The 21309-nt window shown below is 38.8% G+C and carries 26 protein-coding genes and 1 pseudogene; 6 read left to right on the forward strand and 21 right to left on the reverse strand.

Translation table 11 applies throughout. The features are described 5' to 3' along the window. The first annotated feature begins 1 nt into the window (after position 1). Positions 2-1198, forward strand: a complete 1197-nt coding sequence (locus AC59HZ_RS21350) for an MFS transporter (RefSeq protein ID WP_496547789.1) — start codon at positions 2-4, stop codon at positions 1196-1198. A 39-nt stretch (positions 1199-1237) separates the two neighbouring features. On the opposite strand, the gene AC59HZ_RS21355 is transcribed toward AC59HZ_RS21350, so the two are convergent. The 4 genes from AC59HZ_RS21355 to AC59HZ_RS21370 form a co-directional block, all read right to left on the reverse strand. After that, a complete protein-coding gene (locus tag AC59HZ_RS21355) occupies positions 1238-1372 on the reverse strand; it encodes an SHOCT domain-containing protein (RefSeq protein WP_496547790.1) in 135 nt (44 codons plus the stop codon). A gap of 169 nt (positions 1373-1541) precedes the next feature. After that, on the reverse strand, positions 1542-2027 hold the full coding sequence (locus AC59HZ_RS21360; protein ID WP_496547791.1) for a hypothetical protein: 486 nt from the start codon (positions 2025-2027) through the stop codon (positions 1542-1544). A gap of 173 nt (positions 2028-2200) precedes the next feature. Continuing rightward, the gene (locus tag AC59HZ_RS21365; RefSeq protein ID WP_496547792.1) at positions 2201-2890 is read right to left on the reverse strand and encodes a response regulator transcription factor; all 690 of its coding nucleotides are present in this window, start codon (positions 2888-2890) and stop codon (positions 2201-2203) included. After that, positions 2890-4344 carry a sensor histidine kinase gene (locus tag AC59HZ_RS21370; RefSeq protein WP_496547793.1) on the reverse strand — a complete coding sequence of 485 codons (1455 nt, stop codon included), beginning with the start codon at positions 4342-4344 and terminating at the stop codon, positions 2890-2892. Before AC59HZ_RS21370 ends, AC59HZ_RS21365 begins: the two co-directional genes overlap by 1 nt. 151 nt (positions 4345-4495) lie before the next feature. On the opposite strand from AC59HZ_RS21370, the gene brfA reads away from it, so the two are divergent. Next, a complete protein-coding gene (gene brfA, locus AC59HZ_RS21375) occupies positions 4496-4723 on the forward strand; it encodes a ribosome rescue factor BrfA (protein ID WP_496547794.1) in 228 nt (75 codons plus the stop codon). On the opposite strand, the gene AC59HZ_RS21380 is transcribed toward brfA, so the two are convergent. The 7 genes and pseudogenes from AC59HZ_RS21380 to AC59HZ_RS21410 form a co-directional block, all read right to left on the reverse strand. Then, positions 4696-5160 carry a hypothetical protein gene (locus tag AC59HZ_RS21380; RefSeq protein WP_496547795.1) on the reverse strand — a complete coding sequence of 155 codons (465 nt, stop codon included), beginning with the start codon at positions 5158-5160 and terminating at the stop codon, positions 4696-4698. The two genes, brfA and AC59HZ_RS21380, sit on opposite strands and share 28 nt — an antisense overlap. Positions 5161-5179: 19 nt before the next feature. Further along, on the reverse strand, positions 5180-6160 hold the full coding sequence (locus AC59HZ_RS21385; protein WP_496547796.1) for an ABC transporter ATP-binding protein: 981 nt from the start codon (positions 6158-6160) through the stop codon (positions 5180-5182). Further along, complete coding sequence (locus tag AC59HZ_RS21390; protein WP_496547797.1) at positions 6153-7157, reverse strand: ABC transporter ATP-binding protein; 1005 nt, start codon at positions 7155-7157, stop codon at positions 6153-6155. Before AC59HZ_RS21390 ends, AC59HZ_RS21385 begins: the two co-directional genes overlap by 8 nt. A gap of 14 nt (positions 7158-7171) precedes the next feature. Beyond that, positions 7172-8026 (reverse strand): ABC transporter permease, encoded by an 855-nt coding sequence (locus tag AC59HZ_RS21395; protein WP_496547798.1) that lies wholly within the window; start codon positions 8024-8026, stop codon positions 7172-7174. A 3-nt stretch (positions 8027-8029) separates the two neighbouring features. Continuing rightward, complete coding sequence (locus AC59HZ_RS21400) at positions 8030-8986, reverse strand: ABC transporter permease (protein WP_496547799.1); 957 nt, start codon at positions 8984-8986, stop codon at positions 8030-8032. A gap of 112 nt (positions 8987-9098) precedes the next feature. Then, a complete protein-coding gene (locus AC59HZ_RS21405) occupies positions 9099-10685 on the reverse strand; it encodes an ABC transporter substrate-binding protein (protein ID WP_496547800.1) in 1587 nt (528 codons plus the stop codon). Positions 10686-10890: 205 nt separating this feature from the next. Next, positions 10891-11067: pseudogene (locus AC59HZ_RS21410) on the reverse strand (KipI antagonist); the annotation flags it as partial. Between the two features lie 211 nt (positions 11068-11278). Here AC59HZ_RS21410 and AC59HZ_RS21415 point away from each other — a divergent pair. Continuing rightward, complete coding sequence (locus tag AC59HZ_RS21415) at positions 11279-11839, forward strand: NAD(P)/FAD-dependent oxidoreductase (RefSeq protein ID WP_430065373.1); 561 nt, start codon at positions 11279-11281, stop codon at positions 11837-11839. Between the two features lie 146 nt (positions 11840-11985). Then, the gene (locus tag AC59HZ_RS21420) at positions 11986-13506 is read left to right on the forward strand and encodes an MDR family MFS transporter (protein ID WP_496547801.1); all 1521 of its coding nucleotides are present in this window, start codon (positions 11986-11988) and stop codon (positions 13504-13506) included. 59 nt (positions 13507-13565) lie between these two features. Here the strand turns inward: AC59HZ_RS21420 and AC59HZ_RS21425 are convergent, their stop codons facing one another. From AC59HZ_RS21425 to AC59HZ_RS21465, 9 genes are all read right to left on the reverse strand, one after another. Beyond that, on the reverse strand, positions 13566-13961 hold the full coding sequence (locus AC59HZ_RS21425; protein WP_223591844.1) for a cytosolic protein: 396 nt from the start codon (positions 13959-13961) through the stop codon (positions 13566-13568). A gap of 76 nt (positions 13962-14037) precedes the next feature. Next, on the reverse strand, positions 14038-14430 hold the full coding sequence (locus tag AC59HZ_RS21430; RefSeq protein WP_496547802.1) for a hypothetical protein: 393 nt from the start codon (positions 14428-14430) through the stop codon (positions 14038-14040). 122 nt (positions 14431-14552) lie between these two features. Beyond that, a complete protein-coding gene (locus AC59HZ_RS21435) occupies positions 14553-14678 on the reverse strand; it encodes a hypothetical protein (protein ID WP_496547803.1) in 126 nt (41 codons plus the stop codon). Between the two features lie 12 nt (positions 14679-14690). After that, positions 14691-15911: a helix-turn-helix domain-containing protein gene (locus tag AC59HZ_RS21440; protein ID WP_496547804.1), complete on the reverse strand. Its 1221-nt coding sequence runs from the start codon at positions 15909-15911 to the stop codon at positions 14691-14693. Between the two features lie 142 nt (positions 15912-16053). Further along, positions 16054-17310: a S8 family peptidase gene (locus tag AC59HZ_RS21445; protein WP_496547805.1), complete on the reverse strand. Its 1257-nt coding sequence runs from the start codon at positions 17308-17310 to the stop codon at positions 16054-16056. Continuing rightward, positions 17311-17556, reverse strand: coding sequence for a hypothetical protein (locus tag AC59HZ_RS21450; protein ID WP_496547806.1), 246 nt, complete (start codon positions 17554-17556; stop codon positions 17311-17313). Then, on the reverse strand, positions 17535-18473 hold the full coding sequence (locus tag AC59HZ_RS21455) for a magnesium transporter CorA family protein (protein ID WP_496547807.1): 939 nt from the start codon (positions 18471-18473) through the stop codon (positions 17535-17537). Before AC59HZ_RS21455 ends, AC59HZ_RS21450 begins: the two co-directional genes overlap by 22 nt. A 225-nt stretch (positions 18474-18698) precedes the next feature. Further along, positions 18699-19595, reverse strand: a complete 897-nt coding sequence (locus AC59HZ_RS21460) for a cation diffusion facilitator family transporter (protein ID WP_496547808.1) — start codon at positions 19593-19595, stop codon at positions 18699-18701. A 117-nt stretch (positions 19596-19712) separates the two neighbouring features. Continuing rightward, a complete protein-coding gene (locus tag AC59HZ_RS21465; RefSeq protein WP_496547809.1) occupies positions 19713-19850 on the reverse strand; it encodes a hypothetical protein in 138 nt (45 codons plus the stop codon). A gap of 93 nt (positions 19851-19943) precedes the next feature. On the opposite strand from AC59HZ_RS21465, the gene AC59HZ_RS21470 reads away from it, so the two are divergent. Next, positions 19944-20132 carry a YozQ family protein gene (locus tag AC59HZ_RS21470; RefSeq protein WP_496547810.1) on the forward strand — a complete coding sequence of 63 codons (189 nt, stop codon included), beginning with the start codon at positions 19944-19946 and terminating at the stop codon, positions 20130-20132. A gap of 55 nt (positions 20133-20187) precedes the next feature. On the opposite strand, the gene AC59HZ_RS21475 is transcribed toward AC59HZ_RS21470, so the two are convergent. After that, on the reverse strand, positions 20188-20946 hold the full coding sequence (locus tag AC59HZ_RS21475; RefSeq protein ID WP_496547811.1) for a yteA family sporulation protein: 759 nt from the start codon (positions 20944-20946) through the stop codon (positions 20188-20190). 188 nt (positions 20947-21134) lie between these two features. Here AC59HZ_RS21475 and AC59HZ_RS21480 point away from each other — a divergent pair, with 188 nt between their 5' ends. Beyond that, positions 21135-21296 (forward strand): hypothetical protein, encoded by a 162-nt coding sequence (locus tag AC59HZ_RS21480; RefSeq protein ID WP_496547812.1) that lies wholly within the window; start codon positions 21135-21137, stop codon positions 21294-21296. Positions 21297-21309 lie beyond the last annotated feature (13 nt).

The following is a 21309-nucleotide window of genomic DNA, read 5'->3' on the forward strand; positions in this document are numbered from 1 at the left end:
TATGGATAAAACAAAATTATGGACGAAGGATTTTATTAGTATTTCCTTAAGTAACTTTTTTCTTTTTCTAACCTTTTATTTCTTACTTGTTACTCTGCCAAATTTCGCACTACAGGAATATCATAGCAGCGCTTCTGAAGCAGGTCTGATGACGACAGTATTCTTGATTTCTGCCATCATTTCACGTCCGATCGCCGGCAAATGGCTCGAACGGGCTGGCCATCAAAAAATTCTTTTAACAGCCCTTATAATATTCTTTGCGGCCTCGCTATTTTACTTTTTTCCAAAAACAATTTCTGGTATGCTGACCATTCGCTTTTTGCATGGGATTGGTTTTGGAATGGCAACAACAGCCGCTGGTACTATTGTCGCTGATATTATTCCGAATTCACGCAGGGGCGAGGGCATGGGCTATTTTATTATGTCGGCCAATCTTGCAATGGTCCTCGGTCCATTTATAGGTATTACTGCTATGAATCAATGGGGAACGAAAGTATTATTTACACTAAGTATAATTGGTGCGTTAGCATCGCTCATTGCTGGATTCTTTGTAAAAATAGAGAAGAGAGAACAACCTAAGCAGGAAGTCGCTTATTCGACTTTTTCATTTCGTAATTTCTTTGAAGCTTCAGCTGTTCCCATTTCACTAATTGGCGCATTCTTTGCACTTGTTTATTCATCGATTCTTTCCTTCGTCAATGTGTATGCAACTGAAGTTCATTTATCAGCCGTTTCAAGCTTATTCTTTGTAGTTTATGCAGTTGTTCTTTTAATCTCAAGACCTTTTACTGGCAAATTGTTTGACCTCCGTGGTCCAAACGTGATTGTTTTCCCTTCTATTGTTTTATTTGCCATTGGGATGTTTCTATTAAGTAATAGTGGTACAGCCGGCACATTCCTATTTTCAGCTGGATTGATCGGCTTAGGGTGGGGAACACTTTTTCCAACTTTTCAAACCATTGCCCTTCAAGATGCCCCTCCTAAAAAACGAGGGCTTGCAACTGCAACCTTCCTATCGATATTTGATACTGGAATTGGATTAGGTTCATTCGTTGTAGGCTTGTTAGTTGCAAAAATGGGCTTTGGCTCGTTTTACTTTTTAAGTTCATTTTATATCCTTATCGGGATCGTCCTTTATTACTTCCTTCACAGTCGTAAAAAAGAGAAAGTTAAGCAATATAAAGAGCGAATTAATTAAACTCGAAGACCCCCTTGATTTTCAAGAGGGTCTTTACTTTTATTTTTTCTTCAGGATTTCATTTATTTTTTCATATTCCTCGACACCAATTTCCCCTGATGCCAATCTTTTTGCCAGGATTACCTGTGCATCGGCATTACCTTGAAAACAAAATCTGCCTCTACGCCTCCACATTATAAAATTAGCTGCAAAAAAAGCAATGAAAAGTAAAGGGAAAATAAATGCGAAAGGGTGAAAATATCCCCAGTGATGCATATGAATCAACTCCTAAATTTATAATGGTTTTTCCTTAATAGTTTTGTTGCCCTTTCAACCATGTGAGGAAAGCAAAGCCTCCAATTTCTTAGGTGGCGGTGCTAACTCTTTTCCCCCATGGTTTAATTACTGAAATAATGTACATCAGCACGAGTGATATGATTTGAATAATAATCCCAGTCCAAAGCTCGGTTTTGACAAAGAAAAGGTCATCTGTTTTGCTTATAGCTTGAAGGGTCCAAGTGTACATACCCCACAAGTTTAGAACGATACAAAGTACTGTCAGGCCCTCTTTTGAAATGATCCAATAATATTTGAACAATCCCCATTTGGTCCAAACGGAAAGTAGAATGCCTGTTATAGTCGTTCCAATGGTAGAAGCTCGCACTGATGTTTTCGAAAGGATATGCATGGCTTGATAGCATGCTTGAATTAAGCCATCATCACTTGCCGCTGCTGCTGTAATACTAAAAATAAGAAAAGCCGTCATATTTCCCAGCATGATTGCTGCGAATAATATATGAAAAATCAGCAGCCATCTCTTGGCTTTATGCGAAACTTTCAGCCCCGTCACCTCCTTGATGTTTTACAAGCTTTAGTTTAAACAGAATATCTAAACTCCTTCTAAAGCAATTCTTAAATATTTCTAAACTTTATCGTTATTGCGGACTCGGATGCACCTTTTACCCAATCGTTCGAAATAAAAAACAGGATGCCCCCGCTAGCAGGACATCCTCAACAAGCAATTTAATATCCTTTAAATCGATACCCTGCTCCCCAAACTGTTTCAATATATTGAAGATTGGTTGGATCAGTTTCGATTTTCTCACGAATTTTTCTTACATGAACGGTTACAGTTGCAGTATCCCCCATCGATTCAAGTCCCCAAATCCGTTCAAACAGGTGCTCTTTCGTAAAAACCTGGTTAGGATGAAGGGCTAAGAAGGTTAACAAATCAAATTCCTTCGCTGTTAAGATTACTTCCTTTTCATTAATAAAAACCTGACGGGAGGATTTATTAATCTGCAGGCCGCGAATTTGAATTTCATCGAGCGGCACACTTTTTCGGATCAGCCGCTCATATCTCGCCAAATGTGCTTTAACTCTGGCGACAAGTTCACTTGGGCTGAATGGTTTAACGATATAATCATCGGCCCCCAGTCCCAAACCGCGAACCTTATCTATGTCCTCATTTTTGGCAGTAACCATAAGGATAGGGATGTCTTTCTCTTTTCGAATTTGCTTACAAATCTCAAACCCATTAATATTTGGCAGCATTAAATCCAGCAATATTAATCGGTAGTTTTGATTAAGGGCAGCCTCAAGCCCCGTTTTTCCATCTGTTGCAATTTCAACTTCAAAGCCTGCAATTTCTAAATAATCACGTTCCAGCTCTGCAATACTCCGTTCATCCTCAATGATTAATATTTCACTCATTAGTTTTCACCTTTATCATTCGATTTTGGAAGAGTAAAATGGATACTTAAACCTCTTCCAGAAGAATTTTCTGCCCAAATCTCACCACCATGGGCTTGAATAATTTGGGCAGCTATAGCAAGTCCTAGACCGCTTCCACCTGTATCCGAGCTGCGGGAAGGGTCGCCACGATAGAAACGGTCAAATATATTGGAAATCTCATTAGCTGGGACTCCAGGCCCGTTGTCACATATAGAGACCTTTACCATTTCCCCCTGTTCTTTGAAGGAAATCTGAATTCGGCATTTACCTTTTTCGATATATTTCACACTATTAAAAATAATATTATTCATTACTCGGATGATATTATCTCGGTCCATATACACCGCTATTCGGAAATTCGTCAGCAGGACTAATTGCGTACCTTCATAGCTCAAATCCAGCCTTATTTCCTCGAGATAATCTTCTAAAAAGGGAGTCAGTTCAACTTTTTCAAAATTAAACGGGACACTATTGACGTCTAATTTTGAAAAAAGAAATAGTTCATTAATTAAACGGTCCATATGAGTTGCCTTGGCATGGATGGTATCTAGGTAACGCTCGAACTTTTCTTCTGTATTGGCAACTCCATCTTTAATTCCTTCCACGTAGCCCCGAATAGATGTAATGGGAGTCTTTAAATCATGGGAAATATTAGCAATGAGTTCACGGCGATTTTTTTCGTATTGTTCCCTGAGTTCGGCTGATTTTTTTAATTTCTCTCTCATTTCATCAAAGGATTTTACTAGTGTTCCTAATTCATCTTTTCGCGTTGGTTCCAAATGGAAATCAAGATTGCCTGCACTAATTTTTGCTGCAGCTGCGGACATTTGATTAATTGGCTTAAGAATTCGTCTTGACATAAAATAGGAGAGAACAGAATTTGTTAGTACCAAAATAAGCACAAATCCAATGAATATCATCGGAAAGAATCTTCTAGCAAATTGGATAAACGGCACCCCTTTATCGAATAAAAAAATGGTACCTTCTGTCCCGTCCTTAAAATAAAAATCATGCTGCCTGATTGAATAAGGCTGCTGTCCAAGCCTGACCATAGGTTGATATCCTTCATTTCCGAAAGCTGGCAGCGTTTCTTTTTTCAAATTACTTACATTATCAGATGAAAACAAAACTTTTTTATCTTTTCGGATAATGATACCGGCATTCATATCCTCCAATTCCTTGGATATGGCACCCTGGTATGACGGGTTCGAAAATTTCTCCTCTTCTAAAGAGGCGGTTTTCTTTAATTGATTAAATACTTCAATATTCTGTCCGCCTGCCCCTGATTGCCAGCCACGGTGATAGTTATTGCTAAGAAGTTTAAAATCACCGCTGAACAAGACATTCAACAGGGTAAAATAAAGAATGAAGATGATGATCGGCATAATGACCATGGCAGCATTCGAAAGAAAGAGACTTTTACGGATTGACATGAAAATCCACCTTTTAAAAATTTGCATTTATCTTAGAATAAACCTAAATTCTAAAGAACTCATAATGAATTTCTTAAATTTTTATAAATTTGTTTTCAGAATAAAATAATTGTTATATAATGGAATGAATTTAATTTAAGGAGTGATTAATTTGGCAAAATCTAATGCCAAGAAATTACGAGAAAAGCTTGAGCGTGAAGGAAAAATGAACCCAGAAGTAAAGCGCAGCTCGTTTGTTTATGTAGATATGAGAACAAGATTAACAAAGACTAAGAAAGACCATTTATATCAATTTAAACACAAGAACCATCAATCCCAGGACGGAAATGATGGTTCTTTTTATTTTACTAGTTATTTAAAATTAAAATTCGGTTTATGAGTCAGTTCAATTTTTAGAAGATGAACGTCTTCGCTATAGTTTTCTTCTTGTAAAACAATTGTCCAATTTTTAGCAATCATTTCACGGAGTGCCTCCAGGTTGTCACTGGTCATTTTTACTGTGTCTAAAAACTCGCCAGTATCAACGAAATCTTCGCCTTCATTCATCGCAAACTTAATATTCAGCAAAGACTTGAGTGCTCCTTTTGTCATAAAAGAAAATTCATAACCTTCCTTTAGTGCTTGGTGGCATTTAACTTTGTTCATATGGTAATAGTCGATCAACGATTTCCATGTAGGAATTCCTTCCCCCATGCTCTCAAGCAATTCTTCCTTTCCCTCATTTAAGAGAGCAACGATGGTTGGATTATTGAATCCTTTTGCTTTCATCATTTCCAGCATGAGTGCATAATTTAACGCTAATTTTACTTTTTCCATTAATTTCATCCACCTTCGTTTAGTATAAATGGCAGGCGACAAAATGCTCTCCATCCACTTGTTTCATTTGCGGATCGACTTCTGCACAGATTGGTTTGGCAAATGGACAGCGCGATCGAAATCGGCAGCCGGTTTCCATTTCTATTGGACTCGGAAGCTCTCCAGTAATAATTTCACGTTTGCTATTTTGTGCCTTGATTGGATCTGGTATTGGAATAGCAGACAATAACGCTTGCGTATATGGATGCAGCGGTTTATGGTATAACTCGTCGCTGTTAGATATCTCGACCAGTTTACCCAGATACATGACACCTATTCGGTCTGAGATATGGCGGACCATGGATAAATCGTGTGCGACAAACAAATACGTAAGCTTCATCTCACTCTGTAAATCTTCTAACATATTTATGACTTGAGCTTGAATGGAGACATCCAGAGCAGATATGGCCTCATCACAAAGAATGAACTCAGGATTTATCGATAACGCCCGTGCAATTCCAATCCGTTGGCGCTGTCCACCGCTAAATTCATGCGGGTATTTTTCCAGGTCTTCTTTCTTTAGACCGACCTTTTCAAGAATATCAACCATGATTCCTTTTCGTTCATTTTTCGAAAGAGAAGTGTGTATCTCCAGCGGTTCATCGATGATTTCTTCGACACTCATATATGGGTTAAGTGATGAATACGGATCTTGAAAAATCATTTGCATTCTTTTTCGATAGGGCTGCAATTCTTTATTCGATAGATTGGCAATATCCTTGCCATCAAAAAGAATTTCTCCTGACGTCGGGTCGTACAAACGATTGATAGTCCTCCCCAATGTGGATTTGCCGCATCCTGATTCACCAACTAGCCCAAACGTTTCCCCTTTATAAATATGAAACGAGATATCATCAACAGCTTTCACAACTTGTTTATTTTTACTAATAATGGAGGATTTTAAAGGGAAGTATTTTTTTAGATTGTTAACTTCAATAAGTTTTTGCTTAGACTTAGTCATCTAGATGATCCCCTTCCCCTGCTAAAAAGCACATACTTCTTTGCGTTGATGAAAAGCTCTTGTATTCTGGTACTGAAGTGAAACATTTTTCAATAGCCAAATCGCATCTTCCTGCAAATGGGCAGCCGCTCTGTATATTTTGAAGCGATGGGGCAGCCCCTTTAATTGGCTTTAATCTTGTTTTCTCCCCATCCACTCTAGGAATGGAATTTAATAATGCCTTTGTATAAGGATGCTTAGGTGAATAAAAAATTTCATGGGCCAACCCTTCCTCCATCACCATTCCGGCATACATCACCAATATTCGGCTGCAAATCGTCGCTACCACTCCGAGGTCATGTGTAATTAACACGACTGACATATCGTTTTCTTGCTGAAGTTTTTTTAAGAGTTCCAGGATTTGTGCTTGAATTGTGACATCCAGTGCAGTTGTAGGTTCATCTGCTATTAACAGCTTAGGATTGCACGCTAATGCCATGGCGATCAATACCCTTTGCCTCATTCCTCCGCTAAATTCATGCGGATATTGGTCCACGCGCGTTTCAGGAGAAGGGATACCGACCATTCTTAACAGTTCAACAGCCTCAAGCTTGGCTTCCTTCTTGTTCATGCCCCTGACCCTTGTTAATAATTCAATCAGATGATCCCCAGCTTTTTTTAAGGGATTAAGAGCAGTCATCGGGTCTTGGAATATCATAGCAATATCGCGACCTCTAATCGCCCTTTTTTCTTTGTTCGATAGATTTTCAATACGCTTTCCATCTAAAACAATTTCACCGGCATCTACTTTCGCGTTCCTCGGGATAATGCCGAGAATCGATTTAACCATGACACTTTTTCCGCTCCCGGATTCACCAACAATCCCTAGTATTTCTCCCTTTTGCACAGTGAAATCAATTCCTCGGACTACTTCCATTTTTGCTTTGCCATTGTAAAAGTTCGTCCGGAGGTTTTTTACATCAAGTAATCTATTATTCTCTTCCATAATGGTACTCATTTCATCCAACCCTCCTATTTCCCACTTGTCTTCGGCTCGACTACGGCCCTAAGAATATCTCCGAGTCTATTAAAAGAATAAACCGTCAGTACGATAAGAAGTCCAGGCAATATGGCCATATAGGGAGCATTCCCTAAGTTCCCCTGTGCATTTTGAAGCATGCTTCCCCATGAAGATAATGGCTGTTGAATTCCAAGACCAAGAAAACTTAAGGCTGATTCCATCAAGATCGCATTGGCGATACTAACGGTGGATGCGACGATAAAAGTAGGAAAGACAGCTGGAATAATATGCTTCAAAATGACTTTTTTCAATGATTGTCCTGATGATTTCGCATATAAAACATATTCTCTTTCTTTTATCGAAAGAGTTTCGGCACGTACAAGCCTTGCCGTACTCATCCAGGTAAACAGACCAATGACGAGAATAATCGCTTTTAACCCCGGTGTCAGATAAATACTTACAACTGTAACAAGAATCATCCACGGAATCGAAGAAATCACATCAACCGTTCTCATTAAAAAGTTATCTACCTTTCCGCCAAAATAGCCGCTTATCGATCCCACCAATACGCCAATACTAGTCGAAATAAGCATGGCTAAAATTCCGACAGCAAGGGAGATTCGTCCGCCATATAAGGCTCGTGTTAAATAATCTCTGCCAAGCTCGTCTGTACCGAACCAATGGTCCGCACTTGGTCCCTGAAGGACACTAGTTACATCGACCTGATCAGGAGGATAAGGTGAGAGAAAGGCGAAAATGGATATGACTAAAATAAGAATAAGAAAAATAAGGGCAATGGCAGCCGTTTTATTACGTTTTAATTCATTTTTAAACTGGGTCATTCTTCTATTTTTCTTTCCGGCCATGTTCTATTCCCCCATTCCCTTGATTCTCGGATCGACGATGCAATATAAAAGATCGGATAGCAAATTACCGATAATCACAAGGCTTGAGGACAGCAGCATGATGGCCATAACAACTGGGTAATCAAACCCTTGGATTGCTTTGACAAAATATGTCCCAATTCCAGGCCAGCCAAATACCGTTTCTGTTACGACGGCCCCGGTAACAAGCATCGGAAGGCTCATCCCTACAATCGTAATGATGGGAAGCAGAACGTTTCTGAGTACATGCTTAAATAAAATCCAACTAGAAGCGGCACCGTATGCCTGTTGCACCATGACGTAATCTTCGGAAAGCTGTCCAATGGTGGATGAGCGTACATATCGAACAAGCTCAGGCATGAAAGACAGCATCAACACGGTGCAAGGAAGCACCATATGACTTAGCAGGTCAGAGAATGATTCTTCACTCCCAATGGTGTGCATCCCAAGGATTGGTAATAAATTAAGAAGATAGCCAAAAATAAACACTAGAATCATCGCCATCCAAAAGCTCGGTATCGCAATCCCAAACGAGCTTAAGCCATCAATGATTTTATCCGCCCATTTCCCTCTATTCGCTCCTGCAATCAACCCAAGAATAATAGAAAATAAAAGTGCAAGAATGTAAGCAGGAAGGACAAGCAGAATCGTATTCGGTATCCTTGCGGAAAGATCATTTGTAATACTTTCATGCGTTACAATAGAATATCCCCATTCACCGCTCAAAATCCCTTTTATCCAATAAACATATTGCATATAGGCTGGCTGGTCTAATCCATATCTTGCTTTTATTAGTTCCACTGTTTTCTTCGTCATGTTTGGTGTTGTCATCGCGTCAACTGCATCATATGGAGCCAATTGAATGAGCGTAAAACAAATAATCGAAATAATGAAAAGCAAAGGGATTGCCTGTAAAATTCGTTTCAAAATATACTTTAACAAAAATAATCTCACTCCTTACGCTGTCCTACTCTATCATTTTATTCCTTTTGGTCTTAATAAATAAAGATAAACAGCGAACTGTTTATCTTTATCTACTAAAACCTTTATTTTTTTAATAGGATAGCTTTGACATATCTTCAAATGTGTAAACTGGAACTAAAGCAGCTTCCTCAATACCTTTGATTCTTGAATCAATCGAAAGGATTCGTTTGTTCTCTGTTAATGGATAGAACGCAGCATCATCAATGATGAGCTTTTGAATTTCTTCATAAATAGCTTTACGTTTTGCATCATCTTTTTCTACACGGCCTTGATTAAATAACTCATCCACTTTTGGATTACTATAGTGCATGTAGTTTGCTTCACCATTTGTAACAAATAAGGAATTAAAGGTATCTGGGTCAATTCCCATGATATATCCGCTTAGATACATATCAAAGTCCGTTTGGACGCTTTGAAGCTTCTTGCTTAAAGCTGTCGCATCCATACCAACTAACTCAACTGAAACGCCTGCCGCTTTCAAGTTTTGTTGAATAACAGCTGCTTGCTTTTGCTGGATTGGATTATTGGCGATAAATGCTAGTTTTAATTTTAAATTAGATGCTCCGGCTTTTGCCAGTAGGTCTTTTGCTTTTTTTGTATCGAATTTATGTTTTTCAACATTTTCAGTGAAATAGGTTGCTTTTTTGGGTAAGAATGAATAAGCTGGCTTGGAATAATCAGTTGAAACATAGCTTGCTGTATTGATTTCGTCACGATTCAAACCGAAGGCTAATGCGGTTCTTACATCCTTTGATTGTACTGCTTTTGAGCTTAAGTTAAAGGCTAAGTAACCGATTCGCCCTTCATCGTATGGTTTAATCGCAACGTTGTCATTACCTTTAAACTTACTTGTATCGGATGGCTGGATCGCAAGGGCATTAATTTCCCCTTTTTGCAGAGCCAATGTAGCTGTATTTGGATCCATGATGATACGGTAAACAACTTTTGCAATTTTAGGTGCGCCTAGGAAATAATCATCATTCTTTTCAAACGTGACGCTTTCCCCTGCTTTATATTCTTTTAATTTGTATGGACCAGTACCAACTGGAGTGGCATTTTTAGGGCTGTTAGCAATATTTGCTTCCCCTTCATAAACATGTTTCGGCATGATGAAAATATTGCCTAAAGCTTCCATTGCTCCCATACTGACAGTTGGTAGCGTGAATTTTACTGTATAGTCATCCACTTTTTCAATTTTAACTGGTTGGTTATTAAAGATCAGTTGGCTTCTTGCCCAGCCGCCATTTTCTTCTTTTAACATTTGCTCATACGTGAAAACAACATCATCGGCCGTAAATGGCTGTCCATCATGCCATTTTACACCTTTTCTTAATTTTGCTGTATATGTTAAGAAATCTTCTGAAGGAGTCATGCTTTCGGCCAAGAAGTACTTAACATTATCCTTTCCGTTATACATATACAATGGAGAGTAAATAGTTTTAATTTCCATTAATCCATAACGGTCACCTGTTGAAATAACGTTTACTGCGTTACCTGGATCTCCGTCAATTCCATAAATAAAGGTATCTGGTTTATTTGCAGTATCACCTTTATCTTTAGTGCTTGCATTATCCTTCGTCTTTGAAGAACAGCCTGCAAGTACTAATAAAATACTGAGTAAAATGGCTACAAGAATATTTACATTTTTACGAACCATTTTGTCTTCCCCCTATGCTTTATATTTTTATAACAACAAGAATAGTAGTTTTAGTGAAGTATTTTAATCCCTACTATTTCTATATGTATTGTACAAAATACATTTTACCTGATAGGCTACTAATAGTAAATATAATTAATTATATTATTTCCAATTTCCTGTCCGGCTGAGGATTCGGTCTTATCACTGTAAAAATTAGGACTTTTTATTTTGCTGCAAGCGACAAATGCTTTAATAAAATCTGATTTTGTAAATACAAATGTTGTGCTTCCTCTAATGACATGGTGGAGAACTGTATAACGGTGTCAGACACCGCCTGAGCAAGCTTTGGAAGATCTGTTGAAATAACCGTGCCTATTCTGGTGTAACCCCCTGTAGTCTGCCGCGAATGGCCAAATCACCAAGCGGAACAATTTCCACCATCACTATCACCTTCTTAAATATTACAGTATATGGATGTTAAAAATAATACAAGAGAATCTTATCAATTACTTCGTTTTCCCAATATCTCAAACAAGCAATTCATTTTACTTTCATTTTTTGTTACGCTACGATAATACAAGAAATAACTTTAAAAAGTGGAGGTTTTGAAGATGTTTGATGTTGTAGTTATTGGTGCAGGCCCTTCTGGTGCTAGTGCTGCCTTATTTACAGCTAAAGCTGGCAAGAAAACCCTGGTAATCGATAATGATAAGAGCGTGACAAAGAGAGCCTGGATGGAAAACCATTATGGCGTTTTAGAAATCTCTGGACCAGACCTTGTTGAAACGGGCAAAAAACAAGCCAGCAAATTTGGCGCTGAACTGGTTAAAGCTACTGTAACAAACGTAACTAAAACCGACGGTGGATTTAAAGTAGAAACCGACCAATCAGCATATGAAGCAAAGCATGTCATTGTTGCAACTGGTTTGATGGCTGACCTTGCTGAAACAATCGGCTTAACCACAAAGCCTGGAACTGAACCAAGAATTAAAACGATCCTTGACGTTGATGCTCAAGGAAAAACAAATATTGAAGGAATTTGGGCAGCCGGCACTATCGCTGGTGTTAGCATGCACACGATCATCACGGCTGGTGACGGTGCAAAAGTGGCGATCAACGTCATTAGTGAAATGAATGGCGAACGTTATGTCGATCACGATGTTTTAAAATAATCAATGATTTAATCCCCTTGCAAAAGGGGATTTTTTTTATTGTTTAAAATTTATTTTATTTCACTCATCAGTTAAAATAGTCATCAGGAGGAGGACTCGTGGCAACTATGGCCAATACCCTATAAGACCATTTTAAGGAGATTTTTATGATAAAAAAAGACAGTAATATAAAACCTGTTGTTGCAGGCTTACTATTAGGTATCCTGATGGCAGCGATGGATAACACGATCGTCGCAACAGCAATGGGGACCATCGTTTCCGACCTCGGCGGACTTGATAAATTTATTTGGGTAACCTCAGCCTATATGGTTGCTGTTATGGCGGGAATGCCGATTTTCGGTAAGTTATCTGATATGTACGGACGGAAACGCTTTTTTATTTTCGGATTAGTCGTTTTCCTTATTGGGTCCGCTCTATGCGGTATCGCCCAGAGTATCGTTCAGTTAAGTGTTTACCGAGCGATTCAGGGTATCGGCGGCGGTGCTCTTATGCCGATTGCCTTTACGATTGTTTTTGATATTTTCCCGCCTGAAAATCGCGGAAAAATGACGGGCTTACTTGGTGCCGTATTTGGGGCATCCAGCGTTTTAGGGCCGTTGCTTGGTGCCTATATTACTGATTATATCAGCTGGCATTGGGTTTTCTATGTAAATGTTCCGATTGGCATTGTTTCAATTATCTTAATCGTTCGTTATTATCATGAATCACTTCAGCACTCTAAGCAAAAAATTGACTGGGCTGGAGCGATCACGCTAATTATTTCTGTCGTTAGCTTAATGTTTGCCCTTGAATTGGGCGGCAAAGAATACGACTGGGATTCTATTCAAATCATTGGTTTATTTGCAAGTTTTCTTGTCTTTTTTATTGCCTTTTTCATTGCCGAATTAAAAGCAGCCGAACCGATTTTGCCACTATGGCTTTTTAAAAGGCGGTTATTTGCTACCTCGCAAATCTTGGCCTTTTTATATGGCGGCACGTTTATTATATTAACAGTGTTTATTCCGATTTTTGTGCAGGCAGTCTACGGGGGCAGCGCGAAGAATGCCGGACTTATTTTGACGCCGATGATGCTGGGGTCTGTAGCGGGAAGCTCGATAGGCGGTATATTCTTAACGAAAACTTCTTATCGAAATTTGATGATTATTTCCATTATTTCATATGTTGTCGGCATGTATCTCCTCGGAACCTTAACTGTTGATACCGCACGCTGGCTATTAACGATTTATATGATTCTTGTCGGTTTCGGCGTTGGGTTTTCTTTCTCGCTATTACCGACGGCATCGATGCATAATTTAGAGCCCCAATTCCGCGGTACAGCCAACTCTACGAACTCATTCCTGCGTTCTTTTGGGATGACACTCGGGGTTACTATCTTCGGTTCGCTTCAAAACAACTTATTTACGGATAAGCTCAAAGAGGCATTTAAAGGCATGCAGGGTGCTGGGGGACAAGGTTTCCAAATGGGCGATCCACGACAAATTTTCCAAGCAAGCGAACGCTCGAAAATCCCTAGCTTTATCTTGGATAAAATTGTCCATGCAATGTCGGATTCGATTACACATACCTTTGTGCTTACATTAATCCCGATTGCCCTAGCTGCCATTACGATCTTTTTCATGGGCAATGCCCGAGTTATTGTGAATAAAAAGGGTACAGCAAAAAGCTAACACAAACAAGCACCGGACTACTCAGGTCCGGTGCTTGTTTTTTCTCATTATTTCCACATTTATACCTCAAGACTTTGCCCTTCCTCGACGATGTGAAACATAAGATGTGCAAGATGATGAATGGGGCCGTATTCCTGGTCCTCTTCTTCCATTTCTTCGCTAAATCCAAGATCACTTAAGTAAAGCGCCATAAATTCATAAAAATCCTTCAACTGGAACGAGTAACAAGCCATTGGCTCTTCATTGTCCTCTTCATATTGGAGCACCATGTATGAGACCAGCCCATCAGCATCCTCTCCATCAAAAAAAACAAAAAAGCCAATGTTGGTATCAAGTTCAAATAAATGCCGCGTTCCGCCTTCGGTTGCTTTATCAAAATCCTCTTTGCTTAGTTTTTGAATTTGCATTGCATCTACATTGTCTTCTTGGTGAAAACCAACAACAAATGATTTCATCGTATCCTCAATCCTCTTCCATAATTTTTCAACACATGTGATTAGGATACCCTTATTAGCGTTGGTTTCATTCCTTTTATGGGACAAATAAATTGGCGTTTTCTTTAATAATTTCAGTTCCGCCTACAGCTTCCAATATTGCACCTAATCCCTGAATCCAATCACCCGTTACGGCTAATTTTTGTGCACCTAAGCTCATCTCGCCGCTGTCAATGCCAATTTCTTCTGTAACGCCAATCGCTTCTAAAAATGTGCCGATTGTTTGCAGGGATGCTCCTGTTAGAATTTGATTTTCAATCATAGGTTCGTCTTCATCACTAATAAGATAAAGCCTGTATAAGCCCACCAATTCAATTAATTGTCCCACTGCTTGAATCCAGACACCGATGGCAATTTGTTTTTCGTGCTTAATGATTAACTCTTCCCTTTCAGATAAAACCTGTTCATTTTCCTTTTTCTTAATATCCATTGTGATATCCTTTCAAAGAAATACTTTTTATTATTATTATTATTCAACTAGACATTTCAAGGTATCGCGTTTTCCGCAAAATAAAAACCCCCTGGTGAACAGGGGGTAAATTATTTACTGTATTATACTGGAGGCAGAATAGGGTGATCTGTTGCAGCATCTGCGACATTAACAGGTTTCGCGCTGCTGACTGGTGAGGCTAAAACTAGTAATGCAACTGAAAATAATAGAATGAAAGCCTTTTTCATTTTATATCCTCCTCATGTAATTTTATTTAAATAGTTAACTGCTTCCAAATAGGTTCCTTGTTGACTATAGAAATCTGAAAGCATTTTGTAAAAGCGGGTAAGATCATTATGATGTTCGTTTGTAGCTTCAAGATAGGGAATCACTTTTGATTCTAAGTATTTAAACGCCTTTTCTGGAGAAACGATGTGGAAAATATAAAAATCTGCCAGCAAGCGATATTTCTTAACACCTAGCTCCTTCGCTAATGAACTGACAACCTGAAAGCACTCTTTTGCTTTAGCCGTTTCTTGAAGTGCATATTGGTTCTCACCAATTGAATACAGGGTCACCAGATAATGCGGATTGTTGATTGGCTGAAGGGCCAAGCTTTTTTCGTAATAACTTATCGCTTCCTTAGGATTTTTCTTTTTGTTTTGCAGGTAGCCCATATTGTGATAAATTTGCGGAAGCAGCTTTTCCTGCTTTAATAATTCGGCATTGCGGATTAAGTGTTTGAAGCAGTCTTCAGCTTCCTCATAAATATTCGATTGCGTATAATTAATTCCTAACATCATAAGCGTATGAAGGATTCGGAAGAAATTATGTTCGTTCATAAACAGCTGCAATGCCATTTTGCCAAAATGAATGGCATGTCCTGATTGCTCTAACGCGCTTTTTACTATTGCACGATGATAAAAAAATTCAGCGTTAGGCCTATCATTACTTGGATCAATATACAATGCCTCGAGTAATTCATCTGCAGCTTTATACTGTCCCTTCATAATTAAACATATCGCATTAAAGTAGCGAAATAAATACTCTTCATGTTGGGAAAAATTTTTCTTTTGTTTAAATAATAAATCCTTTTGGCTTTCGGCCTCAGCCAAAAATCCTTTAAATAATAGATATCGATACTTGTATAATTCATAGGTATGAATAAACTTTGAAAATGGGATGATATGCTCCATTTCCTGGAGTTTTTGATAGATTTCGTCGATTTTATCTTTTAAATAATAATTGATTTTTTCCCCAAGCTGTCCCAATAGAGTCTGGATTAAGCCCTCTTTCTCGTCCATTTCCTCCAGTCCGATTTCCAGCCGTTCAAGTAAAAGGGAAATCGTTTCCTCATTTGCTTCTTTCGAGTTGTTTTCAATCTTACTTAAATGGGGGACAGAGCAGATTCCTTTAGCAAGCTCTGCTTGCGTCATTCCTTTTTGTGTACGATAGAATTTAATCAGGGCTCCAAATTCCATATGGCCACCTAGCTTGCCTTCCTTTTTACACTATTTTACATGAATTGTCACTCTCCATACAGTTATTTTTCTGATTTTTTTAAAAATAAATAATATTTTTACAGGGCCATCCAATCATCAGTGCCGGATGGCACATATTCATTTAATTTACTCGAGGGAATCCGAAGCCGGATGCATAATCATCCCCTATACCCGCTCCTGTTCCGCCTTTAATATCATTCGCTTTGGCGCGATTTTGCAATTCTGTGCGAAGCTGCTTATTATCCCAAGATGGATTTGCAGCCCAGATCTTTGCGGCAAGACCCGATACGTGCGGAGTAGCCATCGATGTACCGCTGATTGTGTTATAACCTCCATCCTTCCACGTCGATTCAATTGCCCTGCCAGGTGCCGAAACCTCGACATCCCGCTCTTGAATGTTATAGTCACCTGCTGTAGCCGGATTGCCTCGGGAAGAGAAATCTGCCACACGGTAGGTGCCGTTCTGCTGAACATTCTCTAATGCAGCAACGGCAACAACATTCACTAATGCTCCAGGATATCCAATAGTGTTGACTCCAGGACCGTCGTTTCCAGCAGCCGCTACGATTAGCACACCTTTACTGTAGGCATAATCAACAGCACTAGAAATAAGCGAATCCTTTGAACTTGAACCGAGCGACATTGAGATAATAACGTTTGAATTACCTGCTCCATCTGCCACTGCCCTGATTGCAGCCGCAATATCATCTGAAAAACCTGAGCCACGGTCGTTTAATACTTTATAGGACCACAGTTTTGCCCCTGGTGCCACACCATAGATTCCTTTCCCGTCACTGCCTCCATTTGCAAGAACGGTACCGGAAACATGTGTCCCATGTCCATTTCCGTCAGAGCAACTTCCATCAACTAGTGGGGTTTTCATTTGGGAGAAATCCTTACACTGAAGAACTTGATTAACTAAATCCTTATGGTCCTTTTTAACACCTGTATCAAGTACGGCAACTATAATACCGTTTCCACCGGAAGTTGCCTTTATTCCTGAATCATTATAGATGGCTTCAATCCCCCAAGGAGTTTGATCACTAGGCGCTGCAGCCGTTGTTCCTCCTGGCTTTGCGGCTGCATCCTGGTTTACGCCAAGCTGAAGCTCTGGAAGTCTTTCAATGTTTAGATTTTTATTTTTCAATAGTGCCTGGTATTGCTGAGCGTTTACCGTTGTTGTAAATCCTTGCCCTTCAAACTCCCAGCGGGCCCCATAGCTTGCCTTAGCTTTTGCTTTTTCCGCAGACGGGCCTTGAATCAAGACGCGATATGATTCCTGATTGGCAGATTGCTGTCCGAATGCGGCGGTTGCAAACATCGATATCCCCATGACCGCACTCATTACCGCAGCCCCTAGAATTTTCCCTTTTTTCATTCAAAAACTCCCTTCTCCCTTTGCACTACAGCCGTTTTGCTGATGTTCTAGCCTATTGTTAAATTTCTTATATAATAACAATCCGCCAGCTATTAATGTTGGGAAAATTTTTAATTTTCTATAAAAATAATTAGAACGTAAATAGATTATTTTTTCTGGTAATAAAAAATAGGGAAATTTTATCATTGAAAATAAAAAAACCAGCCAATTGACTGGCTGGTAATCTAGAAATATTTCTTTTTCCAAAAAATAAACGCTGTTAAACTCGTTAAAAAGGCAGAGATCACTAGCGGGATTGCATAGGAATGTGTAGCATGCTGGAATGGAATATCCACGTTCATTCCGTAAAAGCTGGCCACCATCGTTGGGAAAGACAAGATAATTGTAATTGAAGTTAAAAACTTCATCACAATGTTCAGGTTATTTGAAATGATCGAAGCAAAAGCATTCATCATCCCGCTCAAGATCGAACGGTACGTTTCCGCCATTTCTATTGCCTGCGTTTTTTCAATTATCACGTCTTCTAATAAATCCTTGTCTTCTTCATACATTTTTAAATAGTTAAAACGCAGGATTTTATCAAGGACGACTTTATTTGATTTTAAGGATGTCGTAAAGTAAACCAAACTTTTCTCTAAAGCTAAAAAGGCATAAAGTTCTTTATTTTTCAACGATTGGTGTACTTCTCGTTCTATTTCATTTGTTTTCTTATTGATTTGCTTTAGATACCGAAGATAATAGGATGAGATTACAAATAGAATCTGCAAAGCGAAGCGCGTCTTTTTAAACGTAAAAAATTCTTTGACGCGATTTTTTCGGAATTCCTCTATAATTGGAGAATCCTTTAAGGATACGGTAATAATATTATCCTCCGTTAAAATAATCCCAATTGGAATCGTTTCATAAACAGCAAGACCTGTTTCATCATGGATAATATAGGGAAAGTCAACGATGATATAAACTCGGCCATCATCACGTTCAATCCTCGGACGCTCTTCATCATCCAGCGCGTCTTTTATAATATCGATATCTACTTGAGCATCATTTGATACCTTTGCTATTTCCTCGGGTGTTGGAGCATAGATATTGATCCAGCAGCCTTTGGAAATAGAATCCACTTTTTCCAGCACCCTCGCATCGGTGCTTTTAAACATTTCAAGCATGCCAAAACCTCCTCACTCACTTTGTTTGAGGAAGCCAACATCCAATTCTAGAGTTGATATTCTTGATAATCAATTCAATCAATTCAAAAATAACATTGACTTCCCCTCGCCTACTTGGGTCCGGGTCAACGGAATAACTCAAAAATATCAACTCCTTCGATCTTTTTATATCATATCCTATCATAAACCCAAATGGTCCAAAGTACAAAGGTGTTTTTTTTGGAATTAATTATCTTCTGGAAAATAAGGGTTTAAATGAATTAAAACTTCATCGATGTTATCATAATTTTTCATAAGCTTTTGTTTAATCGATTTGGCCAGATCATGCCCCTCTTTGATTGTCTTATAATGATCAATGGCAATCCGCAAATCCACCAATATATAATGGCCATGCTCTCTTGCCCGGATTCTGTCAATTCGCTTAACATCAGGAAAATCATTAATTATTTTAGTATACTCTTGAATCGTTTCCGTGCTAATGTTCCGCTCCAAGAGAATATCAAATGCCTCTGTCAGCATTTCCTTTGAAATTTTAAAAATTAAATAGGCGACAAAAATACTTGCAGCTTTATCTCCATAAAGAAGAAGGTGAAGATCGAATCGTTCTCCTAAAATAGAGATAAGAACACCAATAGCCGCAGCAATAGAAGCAACAATATCGGCTTTATGGTCAAAAGCAATGGCTTCAATGGCCTTGCTATTATGCTGTTTGGCTACTTTTAATGAACTGCGGTATAGAATGATTTTCATAATATATGAAAATAGTGCGACCCACATGGCCAACAGGCTAGGTGATTCCACTTTGTGAAAAAAGCCGCTTATTCCTTCATAAACAACATAAAGGGAGACAAGAAAGAGTAAGATTCCAACAATGCCAGAGACAATGACTTCTGCCTTTCCGTGTCCATAGGGGTGTTCATTATCCGCGGGTTTATTGGCAATTTTAATGACCAATAGAACAATAATAGACGCGAAAACATCGGCGGCGGAGTGAATCCCATCTGCAAATACCGCATCACTGTTTCCATACCAGCCTATGATGATCTTTCCGAATGTAAGAATAATATTACTGATCACACTGATCCAAGCGACTTTTTTTGCCAGCGTTTCTCTTATTACCATATTAAACCACCTTTGAAATGCCTCTAGAAATCATAGCAAACACAACCTTATTGGGTCTAGAGAAAAATTATTGCCCCTTTCAATCTAATTTGGCTTTAGGCAATATTTCAGTCCTATTTACTCTTTATATTCCTCTTTTTCTTCTTTCATCATTTCAACTTCCTCGATAACGGAAATCCTGTTTATCTGGTCGTGGAGATAATGAAAGGCCTGGTCTAAATCTTCTCGGGTTGGAAATTTCTTTTTATTCTTCATAATAAACACTTCCTTAGCTGAAATATTTTTTAGGAGTAATCCGCTATAAAAAAGAAAAAAATACCGTTGTATCACATTGAAAAGGAGGATCACATGATGGACAAACAGAAACAGAAAGCGAATCCAAATAAAGAAGTTGCCGGGAGCTTCTACCATCCAAGCTATTATCAAGAAAAAGATCAGATTTCATCAGGACTTGCCACCACACATGAACAAATAAGTGATGTGTATGCGGAAGGCGATGTAACGACCGGAAACGAAAATGCAACTGAACAAAGTTAAGCAATAATCAGAGAAAACAGCTCTCAGGAAGAAAGCTGTTTTCTTTTTTTTTTAATTATTTATCATCATGATCCACATATGGGTCATGTTCAAATGCTGGTAAATCTCCGAAGCTTGTCATAATTCCTTCCTCATCGAGCGCTTCCTCATACTGTTCGTGCTGAGGGTTTGGATATACTGTGATATTATTGCCGTACATATCATTCCCGACAAAGTTTTCAAAGTCTTCCACATACCCAATGTTTTCGTCTGCCTCCGCATAAATATCCTGATAATTATCCTGTGGAAAGGCTAAATCAGAAGGAGTATCCGAGGTTCCCCACTGGGCCACCGTTTGCCAGGAATCTTCAGCATCGAAGGCGACGTTCTCATTCTTTTCATCCATATCAAATTTCCCCCAAGGCGGCATAAGTACCCCTTCTTCAACTGGGCGGTTGTGAGAAACTATTTGGTCAGGACTGTGTTCAATACAATAAGTGGTATTAGGCAAGGCCTGCAGGCGTTCTAGAGGAATGTCTTTTCCGCAAACCTCACATTTCCCATATGTTCCATTTTCCATCGCCTCTAAAGCATGATTAATATTTTGAAGCTGCAATCCATAATGCTCATTTAAGGCAATATCCTTTTCACGTTCATATAATTCTGTTCCTTCGTCTGCGGGGTGATTATCATAGCTCGACAACTCCCCTACCGCTTCATGTGCATGGCCTCTTTCTAAACCAAAGTGGTCATTTTGTTGTAAATGTTCCTCCACTTCATTCTTTTCCTGTAATAGTTGTAGACGTAACTCAGCTAATTGCTGTGTCGATAGCATAAGATAAACCCCTTTCATCAAAAAGCGCAATTGTCTATATCATATATTTTCAATTGTTAGGCGGTTGATTATGTAATAAAAATTTAATTCCATCAAAAACCTAACTAAGATTACTTTAAGAAATTGAATAAGAATGTACATGACGTAAATCTTAAAAAAGATAACTTGATAAGAAATGAGGAGATTAGATGGTAAATGAAAATTTTAATAAATTTCGAAAAGTCCAACGTGAGCATGAGGGACAGTATTTAGGAGGAGCCAATAACCAGAATCCAGGACTTAATGATGAAGAATATAACAATCAAAAGGATACCGATAAATCACCAGGTGCCACTGGACGAAGTTTGTAAAAAGGAGAAGTTG

The sequence above is a fragment of the Neobacillus sp. DZ-9 genome (assembly GCF_059587065.1).

What these genes read in the sequence shown, in the direction of transcription:
- AC59HZ_RS21350 (WP_496547789.1), top strand. Translation starts at nt 2, where the DNA reads ATGGATAAAACAAAATTATGGACGAAGGATTTTATTAGTATTTCCTTA.
- AC59HZ_RS21355 (WP_496547790.1), bottom strand. Translation starts at nt 1,372, where the DNA reads ATGTGGAGGCGTAGAGGCAGATTTTGTTTTCAAGGTAATGCCGATGCA.
- AC59HZ_RS21365 (WP_496547792.1), bottom strand. Translation starts at nt 2,890, where the DNA reads ATGAGTGAAATATTAATCATTGAGGATGAACGGAGTATTGCAGAGCTG.
- AC59HZ_RS21370 (WP_496547793.1), bottom strand. Translation starts at nt 4,344, where the DNA reads ATGTCAATCCGTAAAAGTCTCTTTCTTTCGAATGCTGCCATGGTCATT.
- AC59HZ_RS21380 (WP_496547795.1), bottom strand. Translation starts at nt 5,160, where the DNA reads ATGGAAAAAGTAAAATTAGCGTTAAATTATGCACTCATGCTGGAAATG.
- AC59HZ_RS21385 (WP_496547796.1), bottom strand. Translation starts at nt 6,160, where the DNA reads ATGACTAAGTCTAAGCAAAAACTTATTGAAGTTAACAATCTAAAAAAA.
- AC59HZ_RS21390 (WP_496547797.1), bottom strand. Translation starts at nt 7,157, where the DNA reads ATGAGTACCATTATGGAAGAGAATAATAGATTACTTGATGTAAAAAAC.
- AC59HZ_RS21395 (WP_496547798.1), bottom strand. Translation starts at nt 8,026, where the DNA reads ATGGCCGGAAAGAAAAATAGAAGAATGACCCAGTTTAAAAATGAATTA.
- AC59HZ_RS21405 (WP_496547800.1), bottom strand. Translation starts at nt 10,685, where the DNA reads ATGGTTCGTAAAAATGTAAATATTCTTGTAGCCATTTTACTCAGTATT.
- AC59HZ_RS21415 (WP_430065373.1), top strand. Translation starts at nt 11,279, where the DNA reads ATGTTTGATGTTGTAGTTATTGGTGCAGGCCCTTCTGGTGCTAGTGCT.
- AC59HZ_RS21420 (WP_496547801.1), top strand. Translation starts at nt 11,986, where the DNA reads ATGATAAAAAAAGACAGTAATATAAAACCTGTTGTTGCAGGCTTACTA.
- AC59HZ_RS21425 (WP_223591844.1), bottom strand. Translation starts at nt 13,961, where the DNA reads ATGAAATCATTTGTTGTTGGTTTTCACCAAGAAGACAATGTAGATGCA.
- AC59HZ_RS21430 (WP_496547802.1), bottom strand. Translation starts at nt 14,430, where the DNA reads ATGGATATTAAGAAAAAGGAAAATGAACAGGTTTTATCTGAAAGGGAA.
- AC59HZ_RS21435 (WP_496547803.1), bottom strand. Translation starts at nt 14,678, where the DNA reads ATGAAAAAGGCTTTCATTCTATTATTTTCAGTTGCATTACTAGTTTTA.
- AC59HZ_RS21440 (WP_496547804.1), bottom strand. Translation starts at nt 15,911, where the DNA reads ATGGAATTTGGAGCCCTGATTAAATTCTATCGTACACAAAAAGGAATG.
- AC59HZ_RS21445 (WP_496547805.1), bottom strand. Translation starts at nt 17,310, where the DNA reads ATGAAAAAAGGGAAAATTCTAGGGGCTGCGGTAATGAGTGCGGTCATG.
- AC59HZ_RS21455 (WP_496547807.1), bottom strand. Translation starts at nt 18,473, where the DNA reads ATGCTTGAAATGTTTAAAAGCACCGATGCGAGGGTGCTGGAAAAAGTG.
- AC59HZ_RS21460 (WP_496547808.1), bottom strand. Translation starts at nt 19,595, where the DNA reads ATGGTAATAAGAGAAACGCTGGCAAAAAAAGTCGCTTGGATCAGTGTG.
- AC59HZ_RS21465 (WP_496547809.1), bottom strand. Translation starts at nt 19,850, where the DNA reads ATGAAGAATAAAAAGAAATTTCCAACCCGAGAAGATTTAGACCAGGCC.
- AC59HZ_RS21470 (WP_496547810.1), top strand. Translation starts at nt 19,944, where the DNA reads ATGATGGACAAACAGAAACAGAAAGCGAATCCAAATAAAGAAGTTGCC.
- AC59HZ_RS21475 (WP_496547811.1), bottom strand. Translation starts at nt 20,946, where the DNA reads ATGCTATCGACACAGCAATTAGCTGAGTTACGTCTACAACTATTACAG.
- AC59HZ_RS21480 (WP_496547812.1), top strand. Translation starts at nt 21,135, where the DNA reads ATGGTAAATGAAAATTTTAATAAATTTCGAAAAGTCCAACGTGAGCAT.